Below are 17,923 nucleotides of genomic sequence, written 5' to 3'. Positions count from 1 at the left end.
CCAGGCCACTACGATGGCCCGGGCATCGAAGGTCTTGCACCTCCAACCGGAAAACCCGCGCCTCGTGGCGCACTTGAAGACGTACAGAAACTTTGAACCACTTTCGCCGGCAACCCGTCGCGTCCTTTCACGGACATGCTTGGCGCTGGCTCCCATAGATGCGTGGCACGATCGCACGGCCAGCGCCATGAGTGAGCCTTACAGGAGGAAGATCAGCAGCGCAGCCGAACGCCGCGTTGTTCCCGTTCAGATCTCGGGAGCGCTGGCCGACTGAGGTTTTGATCTTCCAGTCCCAAGGCCAGAACCGCTGCGTGCCGACCGGCCGTGGACCAGCTCACGGCCGGCCAGCGCGGGTCAGCGCCGGCTGGATTCCGCGACGAAGACGCCACGGCCCGGGCGGCCGACCAGCACACCCTGCTCGCGCAAGGTGGCGATGGCGCGCTGGATGGTCGAGTGCGAGACGTCGTAGGAGTCGGCGAGCGCGCGACCTGCGGGCAACTGGCTGCCCGGTGGATACGTTCCATCCTTGATCTTGCTTCGCAGGTCGTCTAGCAACTCGTCCATTGTGGGCGGGATAGGCACGATGTGGCCCCTTGCAGTCGGTTGGCCCACCCAGTATTGATCCACACCCTCGAAGTAGGCAATGCATCCGCTGAAAGAGGTGACCGTGGTGACATAGCTGCTAGTGGTGATGGTTCAGTAGAAGAGGATAGGGCGGTACTTGACGTAGGTGATGCCGCATCGGTAGCGTCACCGTCGGTGATGCGGTGCTGCTGCGGTCGGTTGGCGCCTCTCGTACCGGTCTCGCATCGCCGCCGAGACCTCACTCCCGCGCGCTCCCCCGGCGCGGCCCTGCTGCCGTACCGCCGATTGAGGCTGCGGTGGCAGGGCGGGGCGGTCTCCGTCGACCGCAACCGGCGGAGACCGCCCCTTCCACCTCGACGCGAACCCGACGAAGGGCGGTCCCCCGTGCGCAACCTGCTCCGCCGGCTGGTGAGCCGACGCGAGGAACGACGTCCAATGGAAGAAGCCCACGGCCGGCTTCCCCTCCGGCCCTGGCAGATCCGCGACCGGTGCTTCAACGTCCGCCGGCGCGGCCTCGACCCCGTCGAGATCCGCGCCTTCCTGCACCGGGTGGCCGACGAACTCACCGTTGCGCAGACCGCGCTGGTCGCGGTGCAGGAGGAGAACGTACGGATCAAGAACGCCCTGCGCGCGTGGCAGAGCGCCCAGTCGGCGAACCACCACTACCGATGAGCGGGCGCTGGGTGATCCACCTGCCGATCACCGCGCCCGACCTGCTCCGGGCCCGGATCTTCGCCCGGACCGCCGCCCGGGTGCTGGCCCGGCTCAGCGCACGCGTCGAGCCGGGCGGGGTGACCGTCTCGGCCGAGGACCAGCAGGGTGTACGCCACTGGGTCTTCTGCGACCGGCTGCTGCCCGGCGGCGCACGATGTGCGCTGCCGATCGACCACACCGCGCCCTGCTCGCGGCGCGCGCCGTGGCTCAGCCGGCGGTGAGGGCGGCCGGGCGGTGCCCTCTTCGTGCAGCCCGCCGTCAGTGAAAGCCCGCGCGGACATCACCCATCGCCCGGGTGGCTCACCGAACGCGAGGCGCCGGTGGCGTTGCAGCGGATGCTCGACCAGCCGGGCACGGTGCCGAGCAGGGACTGACCGGGTGCGTCAGCCGGTCCCGGCCATCGCCGCGAGGCGGCGGGCGAGCAGGGCGGCGGTCTCCCGCAGCTCCGGAGGCTCCAGCACCTCCGCCTCGAAGCCCAGCCGGGCCAGCTGCGCGGCGAGCCAGTCCAGGTTGTCCCCGCCGACGACGAGCACGCACCACCCGTCGCGATCGTCCTCGACGCGCCCCACCTGGGGCGGCACCAGCTCCCGCACCTGGTCGGGCCGGGCGTGCACCCGCACCCGGGCGAGATACCGGTACGGTGCCTCGGTCACGGACCGCTGCACGTAGCCGACCGGGTCCGGATGCTCCCTCGCCCGGAAACGCCAGGTCGTCGCCACCACCTCGCGCATCCGGTCCAGCCGGAAGGTGCGCCAGTCGTCGCGGTCGACGTCCCAGGCCATCAGGTACCAGCGGCGGCCGGTGGTGACCATTCGCACCGGCTCGACCGTGCGCTCGCGCTCTCCGCCGTCGCGGCCGGCGTACCGGAACCGCACCCGCACGGTGTCGCGACAGGCCCGCGCGAGCGTCACCAGCAGCTCCGCATCGATCTCGACCCCGGGGCCGACAAGGGTCTCGGTGGCGCCATGCACCGCCCGCACCTCGGCGCGCAGCCGGGGTGGCATCACCTGGTCGAGCTTCGCGAGCGCCCGCAGTGCCGCCTCGCCCGCCCCGGCGACCGTGCCCCCCGACGCCAGCCGCAGGGAAACCGCCACCGCGATCGCCTCCTCGTCGTCGAGGAGCAGCGGCGGCAGCCGGGTGCCCGCGCCGAGCTGGTAGCCGCCGCCGACGCCCGCCGTCGCGTGCACGGGGTAGCCGAGCGCGCGCAGCCGCTCCACGTCGCGGCGCACCGACCGGTCGGTGACCCCCAGCTCGGCGGCGAGCTCGGCGGCGGTCCAGGACGGCCGCCGCTGCAGCAGCCCCAGCAACCGCAGCACCCGCCCGGTCGTCGCCTCGACGGTCACACGCCCATCGTTCCACAGATCACGGACCGATCCTGTCCGCTATATGCGGAAGGCTGCAACCATGACCGACCAGACCTGGAACCCCCTGCTCCGAGACCAGCTCGCCTGGCACTGGACCAACCAGCTCCGCGCTCGCCTCGACGGACTCACCGACGACGAATACTTCTGGGAGCCCACGCCCGACTGCTGGAACGTACGCCCACGCGGCACCGGCACCGCACCGGTGCAGGCCGGGTCCGGCGCGATGACCATCGACTTCGCGATGCCGGAGATCGACCCGCCACCGTTCACGACGATCGCCTGGCGACTCGGGCACGTGATCGTCGGCGTGCTCGCGATGCGCAACGCCGCGCACTTCGGTCGCACGCCCACCGACTACCAGTCGTTCGAGTACGCCCCGACCGCGGTCGCGGCGCTGGCCCAACTCGACACGGAGTACGCCACGTGGCTGGCCGGGGTCGAGTCCCTCGGCGAAACCAGCCTCGCCCGCCCATGCGGGGAGGCGGAGGGACCATACGCCGAGCTTCCTCTGGCAGCGCTGGTGCTGCACATCAACCGCGAGCTCATCCACCACCTGGCCGAGGTGTGCCTGCTCCGCGACCTCCACCTACACACCCACCAGCAGACCCGACGGGAGGCGAACTGAGATGGCCCGCGACGTCCAGATCACTTTCGACTGCGCCGACCCGGCCGGGCTGGCGGCGTTCTGGGCCGAGGCCCTCGGCTACCAGCTGCAGGACCCGCCCCAGGGCTTCGAGTCCTGGGAGCAGGCACTGGAAGCAATGGGCGTGCCACCCGAGAGCCGCAACGACGCCTCGGCGGTGATCGACCCCGAGGGCTCCAGACCGCGGCTGTTCTTCCAGCGGGTGCCGGAGCGCAAGCAGGCCAAGAACCCCGTGCACCTCGATGTGCGAGCCGCCCCCGGGCTCGAGGGCGACACGCGGATGGCGGCCCTGGAGGCGGAGTCCGAACGGCTCGTCTCCCACGGCGCCACCCGGCTCCGGCGCTACGAGCCCGCTCCCCCGCTCGGCGCCGGTCACATCGTGATGGCCGACCCCGAAGGCAACGAGTTCTGCCTCGACTGATCAGCCGCGCGGCGGGGCCGAGCGCCGCCGCCAACGACACTGACGAAAGACCTCAGAGGACCCGGGTGACCCGCTCGGCGGCGACCAGCGCGTCCCGCCGCGCGGGGTCGAGGTTGGCGCAGAGCACCACGGACGCGCCGATGCTCAGCGGAGCGAGCAGCCATTTCAGCGGCTGCTCGTGCTCGGCGGCGTCGACCAGCAGCCGGTCGCCGGCGCGCAGGTCGAGCTGGTCGGCGAGGGCCCGGGCGACGCTCCCCCACTCACCGTAGGTGGTGCCGTCCGGGCTGGCCGGGTCCGACGGGCGGATGGCGGTGTAGTCGGGCGTCGTGTCGGTGTGCCGGAGCACCTCGGTGGACCAGTCGAGCCAACCCACCGGGACGTCGGTCAGCGACTCGGGCCCGGTGCCGACGAGGTAGCGGTGCGTCCCCTCGGGTACGTCCTCCAGCCAGTCGTCGAGGCGTTCCGGGGTCACGAACACCGCGTCGTACGGCCGGTCGCCGCCCGGTTCGAGGACGGGCAGCCCGGCGGTGGCCCGCGGCCGGAACGACACCGCCATCCCGACCGACCAGGCGCCGAGCAGCACTGCGGCGGTACGCCAGTGCGGCGGCAGCAGCACCGCGACCCGGCTGCCCGGCCCCAGCCCGCAGCCGTCGCGCAGCAGGCCGGCGCAGCGCGCCGCCCAGCCGCCGAGCTGCTGCGCGGTCAGCGCGGTCCGCTCGCCGGCCACCCCGTCGTGGTACGTCAGCAGCGGCGGGCCGCCGTCGTCCATCGCGGCTCGCCCCCACACGACCGGGTCCTGGACGGTGTCCATCTGGCGTCCTCCTCGTGGCGACGACTCACCCTACCGATGGAGCGGGACCGGCGAGCCGTCGAAGGCCCGGCCGCCACGCCGGGCCGAATACACCCGCGGCCACATCCGCTCTGAAACGGGGCAGTCGAAAGGGCAACTGTTGTCGGCGGTCGTGCAGATCGTCAGTTCGTCAGTTCGTATGTAACCAGGGTGCTCAGCCCGGCAGTTCCGGGCCGCCCTCCAGCAGCGGGGCGAGCAGGTCGCCGGACTTATCCACCCGCTTGAGCACCTCGGTCGCCGTGTACGGCTTCGTCGCCGGGCGCTTCCCGGCCGCCCCGGCCTCCACCTCGTCCCAGGTCAGCGGGGTCGACGCCGACGGCACGGACTGGGCCCGCAGCGAATACGGCGCCACCGTCGTCTTCGCCGCGTTGTTCTGGCTCCAGTCGATGAAGACCTTTCCCGGCCGCAGGGTCTTGGCCATCTTCGACACCACCAGCTTCGGGTGCGCCCGCTCCAGTTCCTGCGCGATCCGCCGGGCGTAGTCGGAGACGAGGTCGGAGGACTGGGTGCCCGCGATCGGGCAGCAGAGCTGCATGCCCTTCTTGCCCGACGTCTTCGGATAGGACTCGATGCCGTCGACAGCCAGCCGGTCGCGCATCAGCAGCGCCACCTGGCAGCACTGCCGCAGCGCCGCCGGCGCGCCTGGGTCCAGGTCGACCACCATCATGTCCGGGTGCGTGCCGATCTTCCACTGCGGCGTGTGCAGCTCCAGCGCGGCGAGGTTGGCCAGCCAGACCAGGGTGGGCAGGTCGTCGGCGACCACGTAGTCGATGGTCTCCCGACCCTTGCTCGACCCCGGGGCGGGCAGCGTCTCGGTGCGTACCCAGTCGGGGGTCGCGGCCGGGGCGTTCTTTTCGAAGAACGAGCCGCCGGTGACCCCGTTGGGGAAGCGGATCCTCGTCAGCGCGCGGTCGGCCAGGTGCGGCAGCAGCACCGGGGCGATCCGGGTGTAGTAGTCGATCACCTCGCCCTTGGTGAACCCGGCTTCGGGATAGAGCACCTTGTCCAGGTTGGACAGCTCCAGCGTCCGCCCCTCGACCTCCACCCGGAACCGCTCAGCCGGCATCGTCGACCTCCTCCGGTGGCTTGTCCGGCCGCAGCCGCAGCACCCGGGGGAACCGCAGCCGCCCGTCGGGGGTGCGCTGGCCGTACTTCACCTCCACCACGACCCGGGGGGTTACCCAGATCGCGCCCCGGGCATCCTCGCGGGGCACGTCACCGGCGAACGGCGACTCCGGTCCGCGTAGCGGCTCCAGCTCGCGCAGCAGCTCCCGCTCCAGCGCCGCGCCGATCCCGCCGCCCACCCGTCCCCGGTAGGTGAGCCGCCCGTCCGGCCGGGGCACCCCCACCAGCAGCCCGCCGATCTTCCGGGCGCCGGGCCGCCAGCCGCCGATGATGAAGTCGCCGGTCACCTCCAGCTTGACCTTCAACCAGTCGGGCGAGCGCACGCCGGGCCGGTAGACCGAGCCGACCCGCTTGGCCATCACCCCCTCCAGCCCGTGCTCGCCGGCCGCCTCGTAGGTGGCCGCGCCGTCGGGGAAGGCCGGGGGCACCGCCCACCGGGCCGCGCCGAGCCCGAGCGCATCCAGGGCCGCCCGCCGCTCCCGGTAGGAGCGGCCGGTCAGGTCGTCGCCGCGCAGCCGCAACAGGTCGAAGATCATGTACGTCACCGGGGCCGCCGCCGCGAGCCGGGCCGCCTTCGCCCGGTCCCGGACGTGCATCCGCTCGGCCAGCGCCGTGAACGAGGGCTGCCCGGTCTGGTTCAGCAGCACCACCTCGCCGTCGAGCAGCGCATCCTCGACCTGCTCGGCCAGGGTGATCAACTCGGGGTACGCGACGGTGATCTCCACGCCGCTGCGGGCGTACAGGCGCTGGCGGCCGCCGGTGATGTCGGCCAGCGCCCGGACCCCGTCCCACTTGAACTCGAACGCCCAGCCGTCACCCACCGGGAGCGGCCCGGTCATCGCGAGCATCGGCTTCAGCGGCGCGCCGGGCACCTTTCGACTGTAGTTGCGCAGCGAAGAGCGTGCGCCCCGTTCGATCGTTTGCCATCCTGGGCAGAACCGGGGAGAGGAGCACGGCATGCGGGCGATCTGGAAAGGAGCGGTGTCGTTCGGGCTGGTGTCGATCGGGGTGAAGCTCTACTCGGCCACCGAGGAGAAGGACATCCGCTTCCACCAGGTGCACCGCGACGACGGCGGCCGGATCCGCTACAAGCGCACCTGCTCGGTCTGCGGCGAGGAGGTCACCTACGACGACATCGCCAAGGGGTACGACCTCGGCGGCGGCGAGATGGTGATCCTGACCGACGAGGACTTCGCCGAGCTGCCGCTGACCAGCTCGCGCGCGATCGACGTGCTGGAGTTCGTCCCCGCCGAGCAGGTCGACCCGATCCTCTACAACAAGGCGTACTTCCTGGAGCCGGAGGGCGCGGCGACCAAGCCGTACGTGCTGCTGCGGGACGCGCTCGCCGACTCCGAGCGGGTGGCGATCGTCAAGGTGGCGCTGCGCCAGCGCGAGCAGCTGGCCACCCTGCGGGTCCGCGAGGGCGTGCTGCTGCTCAACACCATGCTCTGGCCGGACGAGGTGCGCACCCCCGACTTCGGCTTCCTGGGCGAGGACCTGAAGGTCCGTCCCCCGGAGCTGGCCATGGCCAGCTCGCTGATCGACTCGATGGCCGGCGAGTTCCAGCCGGACGCCTTCACCGACGACTACCGGGCGGCGTTGCAGGAGGTCATCGACGCCAAGATCGAGGGCCGCGAGGTGGTGCAGCCGGAGGAGGTGGAGGCCGCGCCGGCCGCCGCGGTGGACCTGATGGCCGCGCTGAAGGCCTCCGTCGACCGGGCCCGGGCGGCCCGGGGCGAGGAGCCGGCCGCCGGGGCGGGCGAGCCGACGCCGATCTCCGCGGCCCGATCCGCGCAGAAGGCGGCGAAGGCGGCGAAGAAGGCGGCCCCGGCGAAGAAGGCGGCGGAGAAGAAGGCCGCCGCCAAGAAGGCCGAGCCGGCGAAGAAGGCCGCCGCCAGGAAGACCGCGGAGAAGAAGGCCGCGAAGGCGCCGGCGAAGAAGGCGGCCGAGAAGAAGGCCGCGCCCCGCAAGACCGCCTGAACGCCGGGCCGGGGGCCTCCGCCGCCGTACGCCGGAAAATTCGGGACGGTCAGCCGCGGCCGAGCTTGTGGGTGGGGGTGACCCGGACGATCACCCGCTCCTCGCCCGGCTGCCGGAACGGGTAGGTGTCCTGCCCGAGGTACTTCTTGGCCAGCCGGTCGATGTGCTCGTCGGCACCCTCGGTGACCAGCTCGGCGGTGCCCTTCACCCACAGCGTGCGGAAGTCGTCGGCCTTGTCGACCACCGAGACCGCCACCGCCGGGTTGTGTTCGATGTTGTTGTACTTCCGCCGCCCCTTCGTGGTGTTGAACACGATGTGCTCGCCGTCGGTGTCCACCCAGACCGGGGTGACGTGCGGGGTGCCGTCGGCCTCGACGGTGGCCACGTGGGCCAACTGGGGCTCGGAGAGCAGGGCCAGGTCTTCGTCGGTGAGGATCGCCATGGTCCTAGAACCTACCGCCGGACGGGCGCCGGCACCCGGACGAACCGGGATGACGGTGAGCCGCCGGGACAGCGGGTGGGAGAGCGGGCGGGCGCGGGGACCCCGACGGCATCGATCCGGGTACCGTGTGCGCTGGCCACGGCACCGGGTCGACGGGCCGGTCACCCACATCAGCAGGGAGTCGAGGACGTGAGCGAGCGTACGCAGAACCGGTCGGCGGGCCAGGGCCCGGAGACGAAGGCGCAGCGGCGGCTGGCCGCCCAGCTGGCGGCGCAGAAGGCCGCCGAGGCGAAGAAGCGCCGGCAGGCCTGGCTGGGGGCGCTCGCCGGCCTCGCCGTCATCGCGGTGATCGTCGGGGTCTTCGTGGTCACCCGGGGCGGCGACGAGAAGCCGAAGCCGGCCGCCGCGCCCGCCGGCTGCCCGGGCGGCTTCCCCACCCTGCCCGAGGGCGCCGACCAGGCGCTCTGCACCAAGCCGCAGGCCGGCAAGGGCGAGGGCGAGCTGACCGCACTGAAGGCCACCCCGCTGATCCGGGGCAACGGCGCCGCCGCCCAGAACGGCCAGCAGATCACGGTCAACTACGTCGGTGTGTCGTACCGGACGGGCGAGGAGTTCGACGCCTCCTGGAAGCGGTCCGAGCCGTTCTCCTTCGGGCTCGGCCAGGGCAACGTGATCCCGGGCTGGGACCAGGGCCTGCAGGGGCAGACCGTGGGCAGCCGGGTGCAGCTGGACATCCCGGCCGACCTCGCGTACGGCGACAAGCCGCAGCGCCCGGGCGCGCCGTCCGGCCCGCTGCGCTTCGTCGTCGACGTGCTGGCGGTGCAGTAGCCCACAGGGGTCTTCCCGGTTGTCACCTACGCGCAGTAGGTTCGGGGTCACCGTGGGCGGTTGCCGCCGCGTCACGGTGACCCCTCACCATCGCGGAGGTGCGCGTGCCGGCGCTGGACGACCCCGGGCGGACCGCCCGGCTGATGTGGACGCACGTCGAACCCGTACACGCGGTCACCTACTTCCATCCGCGCGCCCGCGCCGCGTACGAGGCGGTCGGGCTGCGCGGCTACTGGCGGGGCTACTTCGCCGGCCGGGCCGCCCCGCTCGGGCCCACCGAGGCCGCCCCGGTGATCGCGGCGTTCTTCAACTTCGCCCCGCCGATGGTGACCCGGGCGCTGCCGGCGGTCTGGCGGCTGGCCACCCCGCAGGAGGCGCTGCGGGCCCGGCTCACCGGCGCCGTGCAGGCCCTGGCCGAGCTCACCTACGAGCTGCCCGAGGCGCACCTGGCCGAGGCGGCGGAGCTGCTGGAGGAGGCGGCCGGGGCCGTCGAACCCGCCGGCCGGGTGCTCGGGGCGGCCAACGCCGCCCTGCCGCGCGGTGAATATCCCCTGGCCCGGCTCTGGCAGGCGGCCACCACGCTGCGCGAACACCGGGGCGACGGGCACGTCGCCGCCCTCGTCGCGGCCGATCTCGATCCGGTGGAGACGCTCGCCTGGCGGGTCGCGGTGGACATGCCCCTGCAGAACCTGCTCGGCCGGGGCTGGTCCGAGGAGCAGTGGCACGCGGCGCGGGGCCGGCTGGCCGAGCGCGGCTGGCTCGGCTCCGACGGTGAGCCGACCGACGTCGGCCGGGCCGGTTTCCAGGCCGTCGAGGACGCCACCGACCTCGCCGCCGCCCGTCCCTGGCGGGCGCTCGGCCCGGACCGCACCGACCGCCTCCGCGAACTGCTCGAACCGATGGCCCGCGCCTGCCACACGGTGATCCCGGAGAACAGCCCCATCGGCCTGCCCGCCCTGCGGAGCTGACGCCCCGCCCCGAACCGGGTCGGGGAGGATGGGCGGGTGACGGTGGATGCGGTGGTGTTCGACCTCGACGGCGTGATCGTGGACTCCGAGCCGGTCTGGGAGGAGGTCCGGCGGGCGTACGTGGCCGCGCACGGGGGCACCTGGCGGCCGGACACCCAGCGCCGGCTGATGGGGATGAGCACCGGGGAGTGGGCCGACCACCTCAGCGGCGAGCTGGGCGTCGACCGCGACGCCGGGCAGGTCGCCACCGAGGTGGTGGAGGAGATGACCCGGCGGTACGCGCGGCGCGTACCGCTGATCGACGACGCCGACCGGGTCGTGCGCCGGCTGGCCGGGCGGTGGCCGCTGGGGCTGGCCAGCTCGTCGCCGACCCGGCTGATCGCCGCGGCGCTGGCCGCCGCGGACCTCGCCGGCGCCTTCCGGGTCACGCTCTCCACCGAGGAGACCCCGCGCGGCAAGCCCGCGCCGGACATCTACCTGGCCGTCGCCGACCGGCTCGGCATCGACCCGGCCCGCTGCGTCGCGGTGGAGGACTCCTCCAACGGGGTACGCTCCGCGGCCGCCGCCGGCATGCGGGTGGTGGCGATCCCGCACGGGTCGTACCCGCTGGACCCGGACGCCCGGGCGCTCGCCGCCGTGGTGCTGCCGTCGGTACACGACCTCACCCCGGACGTGGTGGACGGGCTCGGCTGATCCGCCACGCGGGCGGCCCGGGTTGGAAATCACCCGAGACGTTGCCCCGGTACGGGTGCAGGTCCCTGGCCGAGGCGTCGCGCGCCAGCACGTCGCCGTCACCGTCGCCACCGCCGACGCCGCCCCCGGCGCGGGCGGGATCGGCGAAGATGGGGAGCGACTGTCGGAGGGAGACGGGGATGAAGGCGATCGTGTACGAGCACACCGGCGACCCCTCGGTGCTGAAACTGGTCGACCGGCCGGTGCCGGAGCCCGGGCGCGGCGAGGTGCTGGTCCGGATGGCCGTCTCCGGGGTGAACCCGACGGACTGGAAGGCGCGCCGGCAGTGGCCGCTGCCGGCCGGCTGGCAGACCCCCGGCCAGGACGGCGCCGGGGTGGTCGAGGCGGTCGGCGAGGGCGTCGACCAGGGCCTGATCGGCGAGCGGGTGTGGATCTGGGAGGCGGCCTGGCAGCGCCCCTGGGGCACCGCCGCCGAGTACACCGTGGTCCCGGTCCGCCAGGCGGTACGCCTCGGCTCCGCCTCCTTCGACCTGGGCGCCTGCCTCGGCATCCCGTTCCTCACCGCGCACCGCTGCCTGACCGCCGGGGAGTACATGCCGGACTCGCTGCACGTCGGCGCGCTCAGCGGCCACGTGGTGCTGGTGCAGGGCGGGGCGGGGGCGGTGGGCAACGCGGCGATCCAGCTCGCGCGCTGGGCGGACGCCTGCGTGGTCACCACGGTGAGCAGCCCGGAGAAGGCGCAGCTCGCGGCGGCGGCCGGGGCGTCCTTCGTGGTCAACTACCGGGAACAGGACGTGGTCAAGGAGGTCCGCAAGATCGCGCCCGACGGGGTGCACACGATCGTCGAGGTGTCCGCCGCGCGCAATGCCGCCACCGACGTCCAGCTGCTCCGCCCCGGGGGCGCGGTCTGCGTCTACGCCGACGACGGCGGGGCCGAGGTGACCCTGCCGATCCGGCCGCTCATGGTGCCGAACGCCCGCTGGCAGTTCGTGCTGGTCTACACCGAGCCCAAGGCGGCCAAGGCGCAGGCGGTCACCGACGTGACGGCGGCGGTGACCCGGGGCGGCGTACGGGTGGGTGAGGAGGTCGGCCTGCCGCTGCACCGCTACCCGCTGGCCGAGACCGCCGCCGCCCACCAGGCGGTGGAGGACTCGGTGGTCGGGAAGGTGCTGGTCAGCACCGCCGAGGAGTAGTTTGTGAGGCTATTTCGCAATCACCCGGACAGAGGTGAGCACGTTTCGCGACAATGACGGTGCGGGTCGCCCCGCAAAAACGGGCGGCCCCGGCGCGGTGCGAACGCCGGGGCCGCCTCTGGGGAGGGATGCCTCAGGAGAACGTCCCTACCCCTTCCGGCGACAGGGCGCCGGAAAACGTTACGGTCCGGTCAGCTCCCGGACCTCCAGCCCGCCGTCGGCGTACCGGGACCGGACCACCTTCTTGTCGAACTTGCCGACGCTGGTCTTCGGCACCGCGTCGATGAACGCCCACCGCTCGGGCAGCTGCCAGTGCGCCACCGACTTCGCCAGGAACGCCCGCAGCTCCTCCGCGGTCACCGAGGCGCCCTCGCGGACCACCACGGTGGCCAGCGGACGCTCGTCCCAGCGCGGATCGGGCACCCCCACGACGCAGGCCTCCTGCACGTCCGGGTGGGCCATCAGCGCGTTCTCCAGCTCCACCGAGGAGATCCACTCCCCACCCGACTTGATCACGTCCTTGGCGCGGTCGGTGAGGACGATGTAGCCGTCCGGCGAGAGCGTGCCCACGTCCCCGGTACGCAACCAGCCGTCGCGGAACTTCTCCTCGTCCGGGGTCTCGTCGCCGACGTACCGGGCGGTCACCCAGGGCCCCCGGACCTCCAGCTCGCCGACGGACGTCCCGTCGGCGGGCAGCGGCTCGCCCAGCGGGCCGACGATCCGCGCGGCGACCCCGGCCGGGACCCGGCCCTGGGTGTAGCGGTAGCGCCAGGCGTCGTCGCCGGTGGCCCCGGCCGGGGGCCGGGCCACCGAGCCCAGCGGCGACATCTCGGTCATCCCCCAGGCGTGGATCACGTCGATGCCGTGCCGCTCGGCGAACGCGTGCATCAGCGCGGGCGGGCAGGCCGAGCCGCCGACGATCACCTCCTGCATCGAGGAGGTGTCCACGTCGTGGCTGTCCAGGTAGGCCAGCAGGTCGTTCCAGATCGTCGGCACCGCGCCGGCCAGGGTCGGCCGCTCGGCGGCGATCATCTCGGCGATCGGCGCGGCCTGGAGGAAGCGGTCCGGCATGACCAGCGAGGCGCCGGAGAGGAAGGCCGCGTACGGCAGACCCCAGGACATCGCGTGGAACATCGGCACGATGGCCAGCTCCCGGTCGACCGGCCCGAGGCCGAAGCCCTCTGGCATACAGACCTGCAACGAGTGCAGGTAGATCGAGCGGTGCGAGTAGGCCACCCCCTTGGGATTGCCGGTGGTCCCGGAGGTGTAGCAGAGGGCGGCGGCCTCCCGCTCGTCCACCTCCGGCCACGGGTAGCTGTCGGGACGGCCGGCCAGCAGCTCGTCCCAGCGGTGCAGGGTGATCCGGTCGCCGGCCGCCGCGACCAGCGGGGCCGGGTCGCCGCCGCCGACCACCACCACGTGCCGCACCGTGGTCATCTCGCCGATCACCCGGGCCAGCAGCGGGATCAGCGTCCCGTCGACCAGCACCACCCGGTCCTCGGCGTGGTTGGCGATGTAGGCGACCTGGTCCGGGAAGAGCCGGATGTTCAGGGTGTGCAGCACCGCGCCCATGCTGGGTACCGCGAAGTACGCCACCAGGTGCTCGTTGTTGTTCCACATGAAGGTGGCGACCCGTTCGTCGCCGGTCACCCCGCACTCGTCGCGCAGGGCGTGGGCCAGCCGGGCGGCGGTGCGGCCGACCTCGGCGTACGACATCCGGCGGGGTTCGGCGCCGGTCCACGTGACGACCTCGGCCGCGCCGTGCACGGTGGAGCCGTGTTCGAGGATCCGGGAGACCTGGAGGGGGGCGTCCATCATCGTGCTACGCATGGGTAACAAGCTAGTGTCGCCGGTCACAGGTTGGGAACCCCCGGAACGCCGGAGGAGCCCCGGGGTAGCTGCGTAGATTGTCGAGGGTGAGCATCTCGTGGGCCGACTCGTACGTGGGGCAGCTGCGCGCCCTGGCCGGTGACCGGACGCTGATGTTCGTCGGGGCCCGCGCCGTGGTTCGTGACAACGCGGGGCGGGTGCTGCTGATCCAGCGCTCCGACAACGGCCACTGGGCGCTGCCGGCGGGCGCGATGGAGCTGGGCGAGTCGATCGCCGACTGCGCGGTACGCGAGGTCCGCGAGGAGACCGGCCTGCGTGCGCTGCGGGTCGGCGCCTTCGCCCTCTACACCGGCCCGGACCGCACCCACACCAACATGTACGGCCACACGTACCAGATCTTCACTACCGCGTTCCGGGTCGAGGACTGGGACGGCGACCTGGTCCGGGTCACCGACGAGACCACCGACGCCGGCTTCTTCCCCCGCGACGCGTTCCCCTCGCCGCTGTCGGCCTCGGTGCCGGAGACCATCGCCGACCTCGACGTCTTCGAGCAGACCAACCGGCTGATCCTCAAGTAGTCCCGACCGCGGCCGGCTCGGGCCGGCGCGCCGCGACCGGCTCGGACCGCGCGCCGGCGCGTTCCGCGCCGATGCCGGCGGCCACCACGAAGGCGATCCCGGCCACCGCCCCGACGCCCGGCACCTGGTGCAGCGCGACCAGGCCGATGACCAGCGCGATCGCCGGTTCCAGGCTCATCAGCGTGCCGAAGGCCGCGGTGGTGAGCCGGCGCAGGGCCAACAGCTCCAGCACGAACGGCACCACGGGCAGGAGCACGGCCAGCCCCAGCCCGGCCAGCAGCACCCGCCAGGTGAGATCCCCGAGGACGGCCGGCCCGACGACGACGGTGGCGACCACGGCGGCCACCGGCATCGACACCGCGAGCCCCCGGACGCCGGAGACCTCGTCGCCCACCCGCTGGGTGAGCAGGATGTACGCCGCCCAGCAGGCGCCCGCGGCCAGGGCGAAGCCGACGCCCACCAGGTCCGCCCCGCCCCGCCACGGCTCGGTGAGCAGCAGCACGCCCACGGCGGCCAGCGCCGGCCAGAGCTTCGTCCCGCCCCGCCCCCGGGCCACCGCCACGCCGAGCGGGCCGAGGAACTCCAGCGCGCTCGCCGTGCCCAGCGGCAGTCGGGCCACCGCGGCCATGAACAGGATGGTGACCCCGGCGGTCACCACGCCGAGCGCGACGCAGGCCAGCAGGGCGCGCCGGGTGAAGCCGGACGGGCGGGGGCGGACCAGGACGGCCAGCAGCACGCCGGCCCAGGCCAGCCGCAGCCAGGCGGCCCCCTCGGGCCCCACCTCGTCGAAGAGGGAGACCGAGGCGGCCAGGCCGAGCTGGACGAACATCATCGCCGCGACGGCCATCGCCGCGCCGGTACGGGTGGGAGCCATGCCCCCAGTAGAACGGCCGCGCACCGTTCACGTCCACGTGTTAATGCTGGACGAACCGTTCGGCAATCCTGAACAATCTCGGGTATGGACCTCCGCCGCCTGCGACTACTGCGCGAGCTGGCCCGGCTCGGCTCGATGCGCGAAGTCGCCGACGAGCTGGGCGTCACCACGTCGACGGTGTCGCAGCAGCTCGCCACGCTCTCCCGCGAGGTCGGCGCGACGCTGGTCGAACCGCAGGGCCGCCGGGTGCGGCTCACCCCCGCCGGCCGGCGGCTGGCCGAGCACGCGGAGACCATCCTCGCCGCCGTCGAGGCGGCCCGGCTGGACCTCGACCCGCACGCCGAGCCGGCCGGCACCGTCCGGGTTGCCGGCTTCGCGACCGCCGTCCGCCGGTCGTTGCTGCCGGTCACCGCCGACCTGGCGGCGCGTCACCCGGCCGTCCGGCTGCGCATCCACGAACACGAGCCGGCCGAGGCCTTCGCGCTGCTCGCGACCGACGACGTCGACCTCGCCCTGACCTACGACTACAACCTCGCGCCGGCGCCCTTCGACCACACGGTCGAGGCCATCCCGCTCTGGTCGGCGCCGTGGAGCCTCGGCGTGCCGACCGACGCCGCCGCGGGCCGGCCCGCTCCGGCCACCGCCCCGGAGGTCTTCGCCCGCTTCCGTGAGCACGACTGGATCGTGAACTCCCGCAACACCGCCGACGAGGTGGTCGTCCGGGCGATCGGGGCGATGGCCGACTTCGAGCCCCGGATCGCGCACCGGGCGGACAGCCTGGACCTCGTCCAGGACCTGATCGTCGCCGGCCTCGGCGTCGGGCTGCTCCCGGCCGACCAGCCGACTGTCCCCGGCGTACGGCTGCTCCCGCTCACCGACCCGCAGGCCCGGCTGCGGTCGTACGCGGTCACCCGCCGGGGCCGCGCCGCCTGGCCCCCGCTGGCCCTGATCCTCGCCCTCCTCACGGCGCGCGGTGCCGGGCCCCCGCGCTGATCGGCTCCACGTCGCCGACACAGCGGGGTCCGATACCGCCGGACGCCGCCAGGTCGCCGCACCGGAGTCGATCAGCCGGCGGTCAGAGCATGGTCTGGGACTTCGACTCCATGTCGGCGGCGGCCTCCTCCTTCGACTCCTTCGGCAGCGGCTTGCCACCCGGGGCGGCGGCCTTCCCGCCGAGCGGGTCCGCGCCGCCGGTCGCGCCCTGCGGGCCGGCCCCGCGCAGCTGGTGGTCCGGCAGGGCCAGGGTGACCAGCACCGCCAGGATGGCGATCAGGCCGGTGGTCAGGAAGACCATGTGCAGCGACTCGACGAAGGCGGCCTGGATCGCGGCCCGCACCGGCCCCGGCAGGGCCAGGATCGTCGCCGGGTCGTTGATCGAGATCTTCGCGCCCCCCTTGGCCGCCACCGCCGCCCGCTGCTCGGGTGGCAACTGGGCGATCGCCCCGGGCAGCCGGTCGGCGAGCTGCACGGTGAGCCGGGAGGAGAGCACCGTGCCGAGGATCGCCACCCCGAACGAGCCGCCCAGCGACCGGAAGAACGTCGCCGAGGAGGTGCCGGCGCCCAGGTCGCGCACGTCGACGGCGTTCTGCACGGCCAGGATCAGCGACTGCATGCACAGGCCCAGCCCGACGCCGATCACCACCATGTAGCCGAACGCCGCCCAGAGCGAGGTGTCCACCGCCAGCTGGGTGAAGAGCAGCATGCCGGCCACCAGCACCGCCGAGCCGGCCACCGGGAACCACTTGTACCGGCCGATCCGGCTCATCGCCCGCCCGGTGAGGACCGAGGTGACGATGATGCCGGCCATCATCGGCAGCATCAACAGACCGCTGCGGGTCGGCGAGGCGCCCTTGACGATCTGGAGGTAGAGCGGGATGAAGATGATCGACCCGAACATCACCAGACCGAGCACGAAGCCGGCCGAGTTGGCCAGCGCGAAGGTGGCGCTGCGGAACAGCCGCAGCGGCAGGATCGGCTCGGCGACCCGCGCCTCCTGGACCACGAAGAGCACCCCGAGCACCGCCCCGGCGGCGAAGAGCCCGATGATCACCCCGGAGCCCCAGGCGTACTGGCTGCCGCCCCAGCTCAGCGCGAGCAGCAGGGCGCTCACCCCGGCGACCAGCAGTGCGGCCCCGACCCAGTCGATGGCGTGCTGGCGTCGGGTGAACGGGATCAGCCGCATGACGTGGTAGCAGACGACGATCGCCAGGATCGCCAGCGGCACGTTGATGTAGAAGATCCACCGCCAGTTCGTCTCGGCGAAGTAGCCGCCGACCAGCGGCCCGGCCACCGACGAGATTCCGAAGACCGCGCCGAAGAGCCCCTGGTAGCGGCCACGCTCCCGAGGCGAGACCACGTCGGAGATGATGGTGAACGCCAGCGTCATCAGGCCACCCGCGCCGAGTCCCTGAATGCCCCGGGTGACGATCAGCTGGGTCATGTTCTGCGACAAACCGGCCAGCAGTGAGCCGAGCAGGAACGTGCCGATCGAGAAGAGGAAGACCGGGCGGCGGCCGTACAGGTCGGCCATCTTGCCGTACAGCGGGGTGGAGGCGGTGGAGGCGAGCAGGTACGCCGTCACCACCCACGAGTAGTGGTTGATGCCGCCCAACTCGCCGACGATGGTGGGCAGCGCCGTACCGACGATGGTCTGGTCGAGCGCGGCCAGCAGCATCCCGGTCATCAGGCCGAACATGAGCAGGCGGATCTGACGGGCGTTGAGCAGTGGGCGGCCCTGGGCTTCCGTGGTCATCCCGCCTTCTATCCCGGACGGTGCGGAACATGCGCCGCGAGCGGAAAAACCCGCCCTGGCGGCCGCCCCGCCCGCCTTGCTCC

General features: G+C 73.0%; 20 protein-coding genes. 11 read left to right on the top strand and 9 right to left on the bottom strand.

The features are described from left to right. Nucleotides 1-354 precede the first annotated feature (354 nt). Complete coding sequence (locus tag AB0I41_RS29900) at nucleotides 355-564, bottom strand: winged helix-turn-helix domain-containing protein (protein WP_357113934.1); 210 nt, start codon at nucleotides 562-564, stop codon at nucleotides 355-357. 426 nt (nucleotides 565-990) lie between these two features. Here AB0I41_RS29900 and AB0I41_RS29895 point away from each other — a divergent pair, with 426 nt between their 5' ends. After that, entirely contained in the window at nucleotides 991-1,257 is a 267-nt protein-coding gene (locus AB0I41_RS29895) for a DivIVA domain-containing protein (RefSeq protein WP_357113937.1), read from the top strand. Then, nucleotides 1,254-1,520 carry a hypothetical protein gene (locus AB0I41_RS29890; RefSeq protein ID WP_357113933.1) on the top strand — a complete coding sequence of 89 codons (267 nt, stop codon included), beginning with the start codon at nucleotides 1,254-1,256 and terminating at the stop codon, nucleotides 1,518-1,520. The genes AB0I41_RS29895 and AB0I41_RS29890 overlap by 4 nt, the downstream gene beginning before the upstream one ends. A 162-nt stretch (nucleotides 1,521-1,682) precedes the next feature. On the opposite strand, the gene AB0I41_RS29885 is transcribed toward AB0I41_RS29890, so the two are convergent. Continuing rightward, nucleotides 1,683-2,642 (bottom strand): YafY family protein, encoded by a 960-nt coding sequence (locus AB0I41_RS29885; protein WP_357113932.1) that lies wholly within the window; start codon nucleotides 2,640-2,642, stop codon nucleotides 1,683-1,685. 61 nt (nucleotides 2,643-2,703) lie between these two features. Between AB0I41_RS29885 and AB0I41_RS29880 the strand changes: the two genes are divergently transcribed. Then, nucleotides 2,704-3,288, top strand: coding sequence for a DinB family protein (locus AB0I41_RS29880; RefSeq protein WP_357113931.1), 585 nt, complete (start codon nucleotides 2,704-2,706; stop codon nucleotides 3,286-3,288). A gap of 1 nt (nucleotide 3,289) precedes the next feature. After that, entirely contained in the window at nucleotides 3,290-3,727 is a 438-nt protein-coding gene (locus AB0I41_RS29875; RefSeq protein ID WP_357113930.1) for a VOC family protein, read from the top strand. A gap of 52 nt (nucleotides 3,728-3,779) precedes the next feature. Here the strand turns inward: AB0I41_RS29875 and AB0I41_RS29870 are convergent, their stop codons facing one another. From AB0I41_RS29870 to ligD (AB0I41_RS29860), 3 genes are all read right to left on the bottom strand, one after another. Beyond that, the gene (locus AB0I41_RS29870; RefSeq protein ID WP_357113929.1) at nucleotides 3,780-4,538 is read right to left on the bottom strand and encodes a TIGR03089 family protein; all 759 of its coding nucleotides are present in this window, start codon (nucleotides 4,536-4,538) and stop codon (nucleotides 3,780-3,782) included. 193 nt (nucleotides 4,539-4,731) lie between these two features. After that, nucleotides 4,732-5,643: a non-homologous end-joining DNA ligase gene (gene ligD / locus AB0I41_RS29865; protein ID WP_357113928.1), complete on the bottom strand. Its 912-nt coding sequence runs from the start codon at nucleotides 5,641-5,643 to the stop codon at nucleotides 4,732-4,734. Next, a complete protein-coding gene (ligD, locus tag AB0I41_RS29860) occupies nucleotides 5,633-6,574 on the bottom strand; it encodes a non-homologous end-joining DNA ligase (protein ID WP_357113927.1) in 942 nt (313 codons plus the stop codon). The genes ligD (AB0I41_RS29865) and ligD (AB0I41_RS29860) overlap by 11 nt, the downstream gene beginning before the upstream one ends. Nucleotides 6,575-6,659: 85 nt before the next feature. On the opposite strand from ligD (AB0I41_RS29860), the gene AB0I41_RS29855 reads away from it, so the two are divergent. Further along, nucleotides 6,660-7,682 carry a Ku protein gene (locus AB0I41_RS29855; RefSeq protein WP_357113926.1) on the top strand — a complete coding sequence of 341 codons (1,023 nt, stop codon included), beginning with the start codon at nucleotides 6,660-6,662 and terminating at the stop codon, nucleotides 7,680-7,682. 49 nt (nucleotides 7,683-7,731) lie between these two features. Here AB0I41_RS29855 and AB0I41_RS29850 read toward each other — a convergent pair whose 3' ends face one another. Further along, nucleotides 7,732-8,124 (bottom strand): PPOX class F420-dependent oxidoreductase, encoded by a 393-nt coding sequence (locus AB0I41_RS29850; protein WP_357113925.1) that lies wholly within the window; start codon nucleotides 8,122-8,124, stop codon nucleotides 7,732-7,734. A gap of 189 nt (nucleotides 8,125-8,313) precedes the next feature. On the opposite strand from AB0I41_RS29850, the gene AB0I41_RS29845 reads away from it, so the two are divergent. The 4 genes from AB0I41_RS29845 to AB0I41_RS29830 all read left to right on the top strand — a co-directional run bounded on the left by AB0I41_RS29845 (nucleotide 8,314) and on the right by AB0I41_RS29830 (nucleotide 11,806). Continuing rightward, nucleotides 8,314-8,952 carry an FKBP-type peptidyl-prolyl cis-trans isomerase gene (locus AB0I41_RS29845; RefSeq protein WP_357113924.1) on the top strand — a complete coding sequence of 213 codons (639 nt, stop codon included), beginning with the start codon at nucleotides 8,314-8,316 and terminating at the stop codon, nucleotides 8,950-8,952. 143 nt (nucleotides 8,953-9,095) lie between these two features. Then, a complete protein-coding gene (locus AB0I41_RS29840) occupies nucleotides 9,096-9,920 on the top strand; it encodes a hypothetical protein (protein WP_357113936.1) in 825 nt (274 codons plus the stop codon). A gap of 36 nt (nucleotides 9,921-9,956) precedes the next feature. Further along, the gene (locus tag AB0I41_RS29835; RefSeq protein WP_357113923.1) at nucleotides 9,957-10,613 is read left to right on the top strand and encodes an HAD family phosphatase; all 657 of its coding nucleotides are present in this window, start codon (nucleotides 9,957-9,959) and stop codon (nucleotides 10,611-10,613) included. A 179-nt stretch (nucleotides 10,614-10,792) separates the two neighbouring features. Further along, a complete protein-coding gene (locus tag AB0I41_RS29830; RefSeq protein WP_357113922.1) occupies nucleotides 10,793-11,806 on the top strand; it encodes an NADPH:quinone reductase in 1,014 nt (337 codons plus the stop codon). Nucleotides 11,807-11,986: 180 nt separating this feature from the next. Here the strand turns inward: AB0I41_RS29830 and AB0I41_RS29825 are convergent, their stop codons facing one another. Then, nucleotides 11,987-13,621 (bottom strand): fatty acid--CoA ligase, encoded by a 1,635-nt coding sequence (locus AB0I41_RS29825; protein WP_357113935.1) that lies wholly within the window; start codon nucleotides 13,619-13,621, stop codon nucleotides 11,987-11,989. Between the two features lie 101 nt (nucleotides 13,622-13,722). On the opposite strand from AB0I41_RS29825, the gene AB0I41_RS29820 reads away from it, so the two are divergent. Next, entirely contained in the window at nucleotides 13,723-14,214 is a 492-nt protein-coding gene (locus AB0I41_RS29820) for an NUDIX domain-containing protein (protein WP_357113921.1), read from the top strand. Here the strand turns inward: AB0I41_RS29820 and AB0I41_RS29815 are convergent. Then, nucleotides 14,207-15,088, bottom strand: coding sequence for an EamA family transporter (locus AB0I41_RS29815; protein WP_357113920.1), 882 nt, complete (start codon nucleotides 15,086-15,088; stop codon nucleotides 14,207-14,209). The genes AB0I41_RS29820 and AB0I41_RS29815 overlap by 8 nt on opposite strands. An 84-nt stretch (nucleotides 15,089-15,172) precedes the next feature. On the opposite strand from AB0I41_RS29815, the gene AB0I41_RS29810 reads away from it, so the two are divergent. After that, on the top strand, nucleotides 15,173-16,081 hold the full coding sequence (locus tag AB0I41_RS29810) for a LysR family transcriptional regulator (RefSeq protein WP_357113919.1): 909 nt from the start codon (nucleotides 15,173-15,175) through the stop codon (nucleotides 16,079-16,081). Between the two features lie 82 nt (nucleotides 16,082-16,163). Here the strand turns inward: AB0I41_RS29810 and AB0I41_RS29805 are convergent, their stop codons facing one another. After that, nucleotides 16,164-17,840: an MDR family MFS transporter gene (locus AB0I41_RS29805; protein WP_357113918.1), complete on the bottom strand. Its 1,677-nt coding sequence runs from the start codon at nucleotides 17,838-17,840 to the stop codon at nucleotides 16,164-16,166. Nucleotides 17,841-17,923: the final 83 nt, after the last annotated feature.

It is taken from the genome of Micromonospora sp. NPDC050200 (assembly GCF_040656135.1).
Taxonomy (GTDB): domain Bacteria; phylum Actinomycetota; class Actinomycetes; order Mycobacteriales; family Micromonosporaceae; genus Micromonospora.
This window is presented reverse-complemented; position numbering and strand designations above follow the sequence as displayed.